Source organism: Candidatus Erwinia haradaeae (genome assembly GCF_900698965.1).
In the GTDB taxonomy this organism is placed as follows: domain Bacteria; phylum Pseudomonadota; class Gammaproteobacteria; order Enterobacterales; family Enterobacteriaceae; genus Erwinia_E; species Erwinia_E haradaeae_A.
In genome coordinates this window covers 46,834-59,794 of the sequence record NZ_LR217725.1, presented here as the reverse complement: position 1 = coordinate 59,794, position 12,961 = coordinate 46,834, and the positions used below count along the sequence as shown (strand labels likewise).

General features: G+C 35.1%; 8 protein-coding genes and 1 pseudogene. 6 read left to right on the top strand and 3 right to left on the bottom strand.

Going from position 1 to position 12,961, the window contains the following annotated elements; translation table 11 throughout:
* Nucleotides 1–368 precede the first annotated feature (368 nt).
* Entirely contained in the window at nt 369–1,688 is a 1,320-nt protein-coding gene (locus CIPSTX3056_RS00180; protein ID WP_083595492.1) for a basic amino acid/polyamine antiporter, read from the top strand.
* Nucleotides 1,689–2,560: 872 nt separating this feature from the next.
* Here the strand turns inward: CIPSTX3056_RS00180 and prmB are convergent.
* Entirely contained in the window at nt 2,561–3,508 is a 948-nt protein-coding gene (prmB, locus tag CIPSTX3056_RS00175; RefSeq protein ID WP_072665966.1) for a 50S ribosomal protein L3 N(5)-glutamine methyltransferase, read from the bottom strand.
* 1,102 nt (nt 3,509–4,610) lie between these two features.
* On the opposite strand from prmB, the gene rsxA reads away from it, so the two are divergent.
* The 5 genes and pseudogenes from rsxA (at nt 4,611) to rsxG (ending at nt 9,347) form a co-directional block, all read left to right on the top strand.
* Entirely contained in the window at nt 4,611–5,192 is a 582-nt protein-coding gene (gene rsxA, locus CIPSTX3056_RS00170; RefSeq protein WP_072665965.1) for an electron transport complex subunit RsxA, read from the top strand.
* Entirely contained in the window at nt 5,192–5,779 is a 588-nt protein-coding gene (gene rsxB, locus CIPSTX3056_RS00165; protein WP_072666508.1) for an electron transport complex subunit RsxB, read from the top strand. Before rsxA ends, rsxB begins: the two co-directional genes overlap by 1 nt.
* Nucleotides 5,763–7,205, top strand: a pseudogene (rsxC, locus tag CIPSTX3056_RS00160) (electron transport complex subunit RsxC); the annotation flags it as partial. The gene rsxB and the pseudogene rsxC, both read left to right, overlap by 17 nt.
* A gap of 433 nt (nt 7,206–7,638) precedes the next feature.
* Nucleotides 7,639–8,712: an electron transport complex subunit RsxD gene (gene rsxD / locus CIPSTX3056_RS00155; protein ID WP_072665963.1), complete on the top strand. Its 1,074-nt coding sequence runs from the start codon at nt 7,639–7,641 to the stop codon at nt 8,710–8,712.
* Nucleotides 8,712–9,347 (top strand): electron transport complex subunit RsxG, encoded by a 636-nt coding sequence (gene rsxG, locus CIPSTX3056_RS00150; protein ID WP_072665962.1) that lies wholly within the window; start codon nt 8,712–8,714, stop codon nt 9,345–9,347. The genes rsxD and rsxG overlap by 1 nt, the downstream gene beginning before the upstream one ends.
* A gap of 841 nt (nt 9,348–10,188) precedes the next feature.
* Here the strand turns inward: rsxG and gntU are convergent.
* Nucleotides 10,189–11,535: a gluconate transporter gene (gntU, locus tag CIPSTX3056_RS00145; RefSeq protein WP_072665961.1), complete on the bottom strand. Its 1,347-nt coding sequence runs from the start codon at nt 11,533–11,535 to the stop codon at nt 10,189–10,191.
* Nucleotides 11,535–12,083: a gluconokinase gene (gene gntK, locus CIPSTX3056_RS00140; protein ID WP_072665960.1), complete on the bottom strand. Its 549-nt coding sequence runs from the start codon at nt 12,081–12,083 to the stop codon at nt 11,535–11,537. The genes gntU and gntK overlap by 1 nt, the downstream gene beginning before the upstream one ends.
* Nucleotides 12,084–12,961: the final 878 nt, after the last annotated feature.

The window sequence follows — 12,961 nt, the reverse complement described above, 5'->3', positions numbered from 1 at the left end:
TTTGCCAGTTATAGAATAATACAATTAAAATCAATAATAGTATTTAAGAAGGATTAAATATAAAAATAATTTTAATAAGTGTATTGATGAGTTTTCTATAGCACCAGGTTATGACCAGCATACAAATAATTTGCACTCATTAAAATAGAATAGAATTCTATTCTATTTCATAGATATGATCTATCAGGTGCATATAAACGCCTAGCTTAAGCTGTATACAATACTTACACGCAATATAATACAATATAATAATAAATATAATACAATATAATAATAGATGTATATTGATACTATCACACCTTAGCGATGAGAGCGAGCCACTATAAATAACGATTAAGTAATATCGTATTCTATAATATGAGGTATTTTTGGATAACAATCTAGGTTTTGGTGCTCTCACTGCACTCGTTCTGAGCTCAATGTTGGGCGCTGGTATTTTTAGTTTACCACAAAATATGGCGGCAGCTGCTAGCCCCGCTGCGCTACTCATAGCTTGGGGTATTACTGGATGCGGTGTTATGCTACTAGCATTAACATTACTGTTATTAAGTAGACTAAAACCTCATTTAGACGGCGGTATTTTTATGTATGCCCAAGCAGGGTTTGGAAAATTTATCGGGTTCTGCTCTGCCTGGGGATACTGGCTATGCGCAGTAATTGCAAATGCTTCTTATTTAGTGATTGTCTGCTCTGCTGTCAGTTTTTTTATTGACTCTCCAAATCACGTTATATTTGGAAACGGTAATACATGGCAGGCTATGTTAGCAGCTTCAACCCTATTATGGCTGATTCATTCATTAGTGTTACAAGGTATTAGAACAGCAGCCAGTATTAATCTTATTGCAACACTGGCTAAGCTAGTACCTCTTGGTTTATTTATCATTCTAGCAATCAGTGCTTTCAGCTCTCATTCCTTCTGTTTTGACTTCACTGGTCTCGCCTTAAAAAAATCATTGTCTCAGCAGGTAAAGGACACTATGCTGATTACTCTATGGGTTTTTATTGGCATTGAGGGTGCAGTAGTTATGTCATCCCACGCCCGCAATAAACATGATATTGGCCGCGCTACAATGTTTGCTGTTCTTATAGCATTGGTAATCTATTTACTAGTTAGTCTATTATCATTAGGGGTTGTACCAAGAGCAGAATTAGCAAGGATGCAGAACCCTGCTATGGCTGGAATAATGGATCACTTATTAGGTTACTGGGGTGGTATTATTATTATCTTTGGTCTCATTATTTCAGTATGCGGAGCATACCTTAGCTGGACTATCATGGCTTCAGAAGTCCCTGTGATTGCTGCACAGCATGGTTCATGCCAAATTCGGTCTTTGACGATTGATCATTCTTGTCAGGCACCAAAATTTTCTTTATATCTAACAAATATCTGTGTACAGATTGCTTTGATCTTAATTTGGTTAACTGGTTGTGATTACAGCACATTGCTCACTATCGCATCAGAAATGATACTAGCGCCCTATTTGCTGGTTAGTGCTTATCTTTTTAAAGTATCATATGAAGTGAATAAACCTTACATAACACTTATATCAATTGGTTCAGGTGCCTATGGAGCCTGGTTGATATACGCATCAGGTGTCCTAAACTTACTGCTCTCAGTTGTACTGTATATACCTGGGATTCTGATTTTTCTCATCACAAAGAGACTCAACAAAAAACAGAAATGTTAATTACTACAGAAATGTATATTACTAATGTATTACTGCTGCTGCTTTCTTTGTGTAGATAGCACCATATAGCTTGAGTCGAGAGAATTAATATAGCCTGTTCAGCACAGGATAAAATAAACCTACATGGCGATAACACAGCGACAATATTATTAAATATGTCATTATGTATAAATTACATAAGCGCTCTAAGATATTAGTTAAAAAATGATTCTGTTGTTATAGTAAAGCGTGATTCTGAGCATCCTACGTCGCTAATCAAAGTGTTTGAGTCAAAAAATGATACCCCGATCACAACATGAGCGAATACAAAACACAAAATAACCTAACAGCATAATATTTAACGAGATCTTACCATTTATACACATCGCGATGATTATAAATTTTTCTTTTTTACAACTTTACGCTAGCTATGGCTAAGATCTAGATATTCTGCAAGATAAATATCGCTTTTCGCCTCTATATGTGCTTGCGTCCATCCTGAGATAAAAGCATACTTTTAAGGCACTTACAATTCCCGATCTTTACAATATTTTCTTGTTATACTATAATTAACGCTCTATACAATCTGACTCATACCTGTCTTATAATAATACAGTCAATTTTTATAAACCGACTACCTTCAAAGTTATAGCCAAAGTTTCGATGCAATGTCATTAGTGTGATATGCCCACACAAAATCTTTAAATATAACAACATATTATATGTTCAATATATAATAATGTATAAGCAAAAAGAGCTACATAAATAAGTTTTTATTATACTCTGAGTCTTATTGTCAAACTCTATCGCTTCATCAGATAATATAAAAATCTAATGCAATCTGCTAGTATGAGTTAATCATTAGTGTTTACCTAAACCCCATAGCACCATAATCAATATAGAAGTACTGAATCTTTGTTAATTTTTTCTTTATTCTGAATGTTACTTATTTCATTCCTTGTAAGAAAAAACACCCCATCACCACCATTATTCAACTCTAGCCAGGTAAAAGTTACATCTGGATATCTAGTAATAAGAGCTGTCTTGCTATTACCAACTTCACAAATAAGAACCCCATTTTTGTTTAAATACTGAGCTGCATCGTTTAAAATACGAAGCAATAATGTTAGTCCATCATTACCACCAAACAAACCAAGTATAGGTTCATGATGGTATTCTTTAGGTAAAATCTTTATATCATGAGCATTAACATATGGTGGATTTGTTACAATTAAGTCATATTGCTTGATAGGTAAGTCATCAAATAAATCAGAACAGATAGATGTAACACGTTTTTTGACATCGTGCGTATAAATATTTTTATCAGTTACAGCTAATGCATCTCTAGAAATATCTACTGCATCAACCCTTGCATCCGGAAATACCAATGCAGAGGCAATAGCTATACAGCCGCTACCGGTGCACATATCAAGAATGAACTGAGGTTTATCGTGAAGAATCCCAAAAAATTTTTGACTAATGAGTTCAGCAATAGGTGAGCGTGGAATCAGTACACGGGCATCAACATAAAACTCATAACCACAGAACCAAGCCTTATTTGTTAAATAAGACACCGGAATATAATCATTAATTCGACGTACTACAAGATCAGCAATACTTTGTCTTTCACTATATGTTAATCTACAAGACAATATCGTATCTGGAACCTCTAAAGGTAAATCTAGCGTAGGAAGAATCAGGCGGATCGCTTCATCCCAGTAATTGTCAGTGCCATGACCATAATATAAATCAGAAGACGCAAAGTAACTAATTGACCATCGCAACATATCACTAATCGTTCGCAGTTCGTTCACTGCCTCATTCATAATATACTTTTCCATAGTTCCCTTCATCAAAGATGATACACTAGTGCATGTAGTTTATGATTATGTCCAGAGTCTCTATTCTGAGCGCCATCAGTGATAACATGAAATAGATTTAAAATTAACACTACAAGGTGAGAGCGCTATGATATACACCATACGATTTAACATTAAACCATCAGCCATGAGAACACCATATATATAAATAACAATCTATTTTCTCTATAAATAGACCGAATATATACATAAAACTTATTGTTTCAGTAATTACAGCTAAAACCCTACCAATAAAAAAGCACTTAACCCTAAGCTGAATCCAGCAGATTAAACTACATATCAAAACCATATATATCAAACCATAGTATATAGCTATTGTTCTTGATTAGCCTTAATTAGAGTAATTTCTGCATGTACTATTATCAATATTATAGTTTGTCCCATCTTTCTATAAATTTAAATACAGGAAAATTCTAAAAAATCCTGATAACACTATTAGTTATCAAAGATTGAGCAGGAGTGAACCTACTTAAGGTATGAGCGAAATACAAAATTCATATAGATATTTTTTCATATATATCATATTCTAATACATGCAACTCAATACGGTTATCGCCACCACATAAAAACACTAAGCATAGGATCAAATAGATTCAGTATCTAATCAAATAACAACACAGAAAAGTACTAATCAAAGATTTAAAACTAGCAGAATACTCATATATATTCGTCTATATAGTAAAGCATATACTAAGAACCTTATAGTAAAGCATATACTAAGAACCTTATCGCCTATAATTTACTAGTACTTTAAATATATAATACAATGTTTTTATCTAAAATAGATAAACACACCTTGTATTAGACTTTTTACAAAACCTTTATAAAACCTTGTTATGTACATTCAATATTTTCTAGAGCTAATTACAGGTATGGATTATCAATCCTGATGGGGCTTTTATTAAGTATTAGGGTATTAGGGCCCAGCAGCGTAGAGATAATGCCTGCTACTCCACTGAGAATTTTTTCTACTGCAGAGAACCAGTAATAATGGAGGTAGATAAATAACGTTTAGAAAAGTATTATCTATCTATTGATTGTAGTTGAGGGTAAAGCATACATCATGGCTAACTACCTGTTGCTTTTTATTGGTACAATTTTAGTAAATAACTTTGTGTTAGTAAAATTCCTTGGTCTATGCCCTTTTATGGGGGTTTCTAAACAACTAGAGACCGCAATTAGTATGGGGCTTGCCACAACATTTGTAATGACCCTTGCCGCAATTGTATCCTGGATGGTAAATCTTCTAATCCTGTTACCACTGGATCTAATATACTTACGCACCATAACATATATTCTTATTATTTCTGTTGTTGTCCAATTTACTGAAATGGTAATGCGTAAAACTAGTCCTCACCTATACCAACTTTTAGGTATTTTTCTTCCATTGATTACCACAAACTGCGCTGTTCTCGGTGTACCTATTTTAAGCATACACCTTCATCATACATTTATGCAGGCTGCTCTATATGGATTTAGTGCCTCTATTGGATTTTCACTAGTGATGGTTTTATTTTCTGGTATACGAGAGCGCTTGTCTCTGGCGGATACACCATCGCCATTTAAGGGCTCATCTATTGCTTTGATTACCGCTGGGTTAATGGCAATGGCATTTATGGGTTTTACTGGGCTAATTAAAATATGATTACTTCTCTCTGTATATCAGTAGCTGTGTTAAGCACAATTAGTTTTATTTGCGGTTCTTTACTAGGGTACACAGCATACCGTTGTGCAGTCACGAAGGATATCATTGTTGATCAAATTGATGCGGTTTTACCACAAAGTCAATGTGGGCAATGCGGTTACCCTGGCTGCCGACCTTATGCAAACGCTATTGGACACAATCATGAAATGATAAATAAATGCGTTCCTGGTGGAGATCAGACAATGCTAAAAATAGCCAAAATAATTAATGTGCATCCACAACCCTTAGATAATCCAAATAGGAGCCAACCGGAACGTACAATTGCATGGATTAATGAGGACCATTGTATCGGTTGTACTAAATGCATTCATGTTTGTCCGGTAGATGCTATAATTGGGGCAAAACGAACCATGCACACAGTCTTAACCGCGATCTGTACTGGCTGCAATCTATGTCTCGCACCATGCCCAACGAACTGTATTGAGATGCGTATAGTTTTCTCGACTCCTAATCTATCTCACTGGGATAAAAACAATAGTATTTCGGAGCGAATAATTTCGGTAAATAGCCATGTTTCACATCTTTAAGAAAAACCTTAAAAAAACCCAACTCTGGGATTTTCACGGTGGAATTCATCCGCTAGATATGAAAAGTCAGTCCAGTCACACCCCGGTGCGTAAAATACCTTTACCGCCGCAATTGATTTTACCACTGCGGCAGCACATTGGAACTGAAGGTGAAGTAAAGATACAACCAGGTGACAGAGTCTTGCGCGGTCAAGCTCTTACACATGGAAATGGTAGTATGCTGCCAGTGCACGCACCTACTTCTGGTATTGTAACAAAAATTACACCACACGTAACAGCTCACGCATCTTTATTAGAAACGTGTATCTTTATTACTCCAGATGGAGAAGACAAATGGCTCGATAGAGAAACATTTAATAATTATCGTTATATGCATCGCTCTGAAATATTAAAAATTATTCATGACGCTGGCATAGCTGGACTAGGTGGAGCTGGATTCCCAACTGCATATAAGCTCAAATCTGGACTCCAAAAGATAAATACATTAATTATTAACGCTGTCGAATGTGAGCCATACATTACAGCTGACGATCGATTGATGCAAGACCACCCTTTAGAGGTTCTAGAAGGAATTCGTATTCTAGCATGGATTCTTCGGGCACATCACATCATTATAGGTATTGAGGATAATAAACCAAAAGCTATTCTGTCATTGCAACGAGCGCTACAACATGATATGAACCTATCTATATCCATTCGTATTATCCCTACTAAATATCCTTCTGGGAACTCTGGACATTTAATAAAAATATTAACAGGCAAAGAAGTTCCACATAATCAGCATTCTTCTGAAATCGGTGTTTTTATCCAAAATGTTAGCACTGCCTTTGCAGTAAAACGCGCTATAATTGATGGAGAGTCACTGACTGAACGCGTAGTAACGCTCACTGGCGCATCCCTAAGTCATCCTGGCAACGTGTGGGCACGATTAGGTACCCCAGTTAATTATCTGCTCAAACATGCTGGTTTTAATCCTGAGGATAAGCAACTTATACTGATGGGTGGCGCCTTAATGGGTTTACCTTTACTGTCAGACGCGGTACCAGTAGTGAAAATTACTAATTGTATTTTAGCCCCCACTTCTAAAGAAGGTGGGATAAATAGAGTAGAAAAAAACTGTATTCGTTGTGGCATATGTTCTGATGTTTGTCCAGTTTCTTTGTTACCACAACAACTATATTGGTTTATCCAAGGCGGTGATCACAACAAGGCTCGTGCGCATAATGTCATCGACTGTATTGAATGTGGCGCATGCTCATACGTTTGTCCAAGCAATATTCCGCTCGTACAGTATTATCGAAAAGAAAAAGAAATAATTCAGGCGCTTGATGCCGATAGTCAACGCTCTCGTATTGCTAAAACTCGTTTTGAAGCTCGGAACAAGCGATTATTACAGAAAAAGAATCACACTCAGAAGAAGCTTAGTCCAACTGTAAATCACCAGCCTAATGTGATTTTCTCTCAATCTTTAGCTGGGTCAGCTGAAATTACACACGATTCGGATACCCAGACATAACAGTTAGACGCCAGAAATCATTCAATATATAGATTCTATTTACATCGTTTGTACTCGAGCAATGTATAGATTTTTTACCAAAATTATAAAACTAAAATGCTATCAAAGACAAGAAAACTGATGACAGAACAAATTAGAGAAAGGATCTCACGTAATGCATGCACTAAATACCAACATATATAGGAGTAAGACATGTAAAATTATGCAATCAGATGCATGACAATACTATAGAGATGATCAAGTGAATATATTCCTATACCTTAACTACAGTGTTAATCTAATTTTTTGTATTTGATGCATCAGAAGATATAATCTATACCTAAAATACTGGAGTAACGGTCATATGACTGTTTATATTGCGAATTACCGCGGTTTGAATAAACCGCGAAACACTAATCGAATTATGTTTTTAGTCTTAATTGCAACCATACCAGGTTTAATTGCACAATATTACTTATGCGGCTGGGGAAATCTCATACAAATCTGTATCGCTATTAGCGTAGCTCTTGCAACTGAAGCTATCGTTCTATACTTGCGTCACTATCCGATATTAAGAACTTTACAAGATAACTCAGCGCTACTTACTGCGGTATTACTAGGTGTTAGTATTCCCGCATTATCTCCTTGGTGGGTAATAACAATTAGTACATTATTTGCTATTATAATCGCCAAGCAATTGTATGGAGGTCTGGGACATAACCCATTTAATCCGGCCATGGCTGCCTATCTATTGCTACTAATATCCTTTCCAGTACAAATGACTACATGGTTTTCTCTTAATGATTTTAAAAACGTTAGACCTAGTTTTTTGAATACTTTGGAGATAATTATCCACCCAGAAGTTCAGTGCAACTTACCCCTGAGAGCAAAAATCTCACCAGATATTGATGCTATCACGCAAGCCACCCCGCTAGATCATTTCAAAACCAGCCTACATGAAGGGTTTACAACAAACTATATTCTTACGCAACCGATGTATAATAGCATGCTTATATATGCTCCTAGTTGGCAATGTGTGAATGCTAGTTTTTTGCTTGGCGGAGTCTTCCTCTTAATGACGCGTATAATTCGTTGGCATATTCCTTTAGCATTTTTAACCTCTCTAGTAACCTGTGCAAGCATAGGTTGGTTTTTCTCGTCTGATCACCTACTGCCACCTATCGTACACTTATTTTCTGGCTCTACCATGTTAGGTGCGTTTTTTATTGCCACGGACCCTGTCACTTCTGCAACTACTAATCATGGTCGTTTGGTTTATGCTGCACTCATTGGATTTCTGACATGGCTAATTAGAAGTTATGGTGGCTATCCGGACGGTTTGGCCTTCGCAGTGTTATTAGCCAATATGTGTGTACCTGTAATTGATTATTACACAAAACCACGTGTTTATGGGCATGCTACTAAGAGAAGACCATAATGTTGGATATTATACGGAAAAATGGGATAATCCTTGCTATATTTGCTGCCATAACCACAGGTTTGACGGCAATGATTCATGAAGTGACAAAACCTGCAATTCAAGCTCAAAAAGCCCTAACACAGCAAAATCTCTTAGATCAAGTACTACCACCAACACTATATAATAATGCTCTTCAATCATCATGTTATATTGTCTGTGATCCCGCGCTAGGAGATAACAAAGAGCATCGATTATATATAGCAAAAAAAGATACACAACCTGTAGCAGTAGCGTTAGAGACTACTGCCCCAGATGGTTACTCTGGAAATATTCAAATAATTGTTGGAGCTAACTTTAATGGTCTAATTTATGGTGTACGAGTCATCGAGCATCATGAAACACCAGGACTAGGTGATAAAATTGAATTACGCCTGTCCAATTGGATAAATGACTTTTTTCATCAAAAAGTAGATAAATACTGTAACGGTAACTTTGCGGTAAAAAAAGATGGAGGAGATTTTGATCAATTTACGGGCGCAACAATTACTCCAAGAGCAGTAGTGAATGCAGTAAAACGTAGTACATTATACATTCAAACTCTACCCGGACACATCTCTCATTTAAAAAAATGCAACAACAAGATTGAAGAATAACACTAATTATGAGCTATCACAGACTTAAAAATATTTAGTTTGAGTTAATAGAGAGAATAATTCGATACTTTCTATAATTACTATACGATAACTACATAAGAAAAGACCGATCAAACTCAAAAGTATAGAGTTCTACATGGAAATTATGGAGTGCCTCATGAATTGAAATCTGTTCAATCACATGAATAATTAAATAAATACAAATACAGCCTATAATTACTTCAAGTCATCCACACAAATTATATAATATCATATATATGTGATATGAAGGATATTAAAAAGCTTGTTATACAGGCTATACACTAGTATAGCTGACATCTGTATAGCGCATTATCCATGTCGAACACAATAGAAAACTATAGTAATAGTGTAAAATATTGGTTTTGATAACAAATTTTAGACAAAAAGCATATGATTATCATCAGGATCACTGCATCTTAGTCTATAATTTATACAGTAACGCTATAAATATCACCAGAGATCTTTTGATATTCAGACTAAAAACCTGATAAATACTGGTCTATATCATATATTTTTCTTTTGCAAATTCTGCAGAGAAAAATCATCATATAACACATCTATACCGGTTCCTGCTATTCCTAATATATTACTATCTATTATAATATCTGATTATAATATAATCTCATTATGACTCTATACGCTACCAAGTTATCCTCTACGTCTAACCACTATATTAATTAACAAAATTAAAGACAAGACATTATCTTTATTCAAGACTAAATACATAGAAAATTCCACTAGCTATACTGAACTAAAAATTATATCATTAGACCCTATAGAATTAAATTGTCCGCCTGAAACAATATTATAATTTTTTCTTTTAGCAATATGCTAATAGCTTAAAAGCTACAATCCCAATTACACCCCCTACACTGCCTAAAATAGTTTCCATTACAGTCCATGTTTTTAATGTCTGAGATTCTGTAGCAGCAGTAAAACGACTGAATAACCAAAAACCAGCATCATTCACATGACTTAAAATAATTGAACCACCAGAAATACACATTGATAATGCTGCTAATTGTGCTCCAGAATAATGCATCGGCTCAATGATTGGAGTTACTAAACCAACTACTGTTAAACAAGCAATAGTAGCTGATCCCTGAATAATACGTACAGCACCAGCCAGTAAAAAACAAGCTATTGCAATTGGCAAATCTGATCCTATTAATAAACTTCCCAAGGTTGAGCCAATACCTGAATCTACTAAAACCTGCTTAAATACGCCGCCAGCACCAATAACTAAAAGGATAATCCCTGCTGGATGAAGTGATGAAGCACAAATCTGCATTACTTTTTCTTTATCCATGCCATAAGGACGCGCTATACCATAAATAACTAATAAGCAAGAAATGAGAATAGCAATAAATGGATGACCAATTAACTCTAAAAATCTATACATGCTCGTATCTGGGGAGGTAAAGCATTCACCAATTGTCTTAAGACATACTAAAAGCAGTGGACATAGAATTAACGACAGACTCACAGGAAATGATGGAAGATAGCTCGCTTGAAATTGAGTCGAAACATCTTCATTAATCTTCGGAAATTGCACATATTGACTAATAAAACCACCAAATATAGGGCCTGCAATCAACATTCCTGGAATAGCTGAACAAAGCCCTAATAATATCATCCATCCAAAATCTGCATGCATCTGCAAAGCTAACAGCATAGGCGCTGGACCAGGCAACAGAAAAGCAGAAGCGGCTGCCATCCCGGAAAACAATGAAAGCAATAACTTGACTAAATTTTCTCCAGTGCGATGCCCTACCGCAAAGGCAATACTAATCAATAAAACTACTGCTACCTCAAAAAATAATGGCAGAGCACAAATTAGTCCGGCAACCCCCAGAGCATAAGACGCATGACGTTCACTAAAGGTTTTTAACATAAAAAAAGCAATTTGATTTACTACACCAACTTCTTGAAGTATTTTACCAAACATTGCCCCTAGCCCAACAATAATAGCAAGAAACCCGAGTGTCCCGCCCATTCCCTTTTGCATAGTAGCAGCAATGCTTTCTAGTGGCATACCAGACATGACACCTGCGCAGATAGAAACTAAAATTAGCGCTATAAAAGCATGCATACGTTCTTTCATAACCAAAAATAACAACAGAAATACTGAACCAACTGCTGTTAATATCAGCGTTATGATATCCATTAAGACCCCCCTGTATGATACTGAATAATATTCTCAATAGTTTTGATACTGGTATCGATGACACACTGTAATGATTGGTTAACATTAACCAGACAGATATCTTTTTCATCATTTCCTGGATCTTCTAAAGTCAAAAACTGTGCTCTCAACATTTGAGATTGAAAAAAATGCCCTTTACGCTTTTGCAGACGTGCCTGTATAATCTCAAAATCACCTTTAAGATAAATAAAAGATAGACTGGGATGACCCATGCGCAAAATATCGCGATAACTCTTTTTAAGCGCAGAACATACAATGAGTGATAGCTTATTTGTACGTTTCATAGCAAATATCGCATCATTAATAGCTTGTAGCCACGGACGACGATCACTGTCACTTAACGCACGTCCCGATGACATTTTTTCAATATTATCACGCGGGTGCAAAAAATCCCCATCCAGAATGGCAGCATGCAAGCGACATGCAACTGAATTAGCAATAGTTGACTTACCACTGCCAGATACGCCCATGAATATAAAAACATGGTAAAAAGGAACAGAGTAATTCATCATTGTTACTCCATCATAGATCAGAAATCTACAGTGTTATGACTATGAAAATAACAGCCTAAAATAAAATGAATATGTTGATAACAATTAAAATAGTATTTATTAGGTAAATTCATTACTGGAATCTCTTATCTAAATTGCTCATATCTCTTGTATTAGATAATTAATCATATAGATAATTAATCATATTGAAAATTTTATTGCCAACATAAAAATAGCCTGACCTTAAATAACACCTATTGGGATATATCTTTTTGATCTCAAGTAATGACTAAATTCTGACAATTAAATAAAGAAAATCATAATAAAAAAGCGCAAGTATCATATGTTCGCTCAACATTCTATGTTATAATCAATTATATGTTATAATAACCAACAATTAGTTCAATAGGTTGTTAGAGGTTGTTAGGTTATGAATGATAAAGGTTGTTAGGTTATGAATGATAATTAGTTGATCATTAGTTAATAATTAGTTGATAATTAGTTTAATATTCAAAAGTTTCATATTCAAAGTTTCAAAGAGGTTTAGCAAATCGATTAATGTAATAAACAAATCTACTATAACTATCATTATAGTATAGCGATAGCAATAAAAACTCTATATAATTATAATGGTTCTACGTGCCATGAGATACTCGTCTTGGTCCTCTGAGAGTGCATGTTATTGACACATTGCAATCTCTAAAAGAGTATAAATATCGATATTATTCAATAAACTAGCGAACCCGTTCTGGGTTATTCTTTTAAGTGATATTTAATCTAAATTACAATCTAAGTTACGTCTGTTTATTATATGATAATGTGTTTATTCTGTTTATATGATAATGTGTTTATTTAAAATAATTGATTACAAATCTTCAATTTACATTGAAGAACAG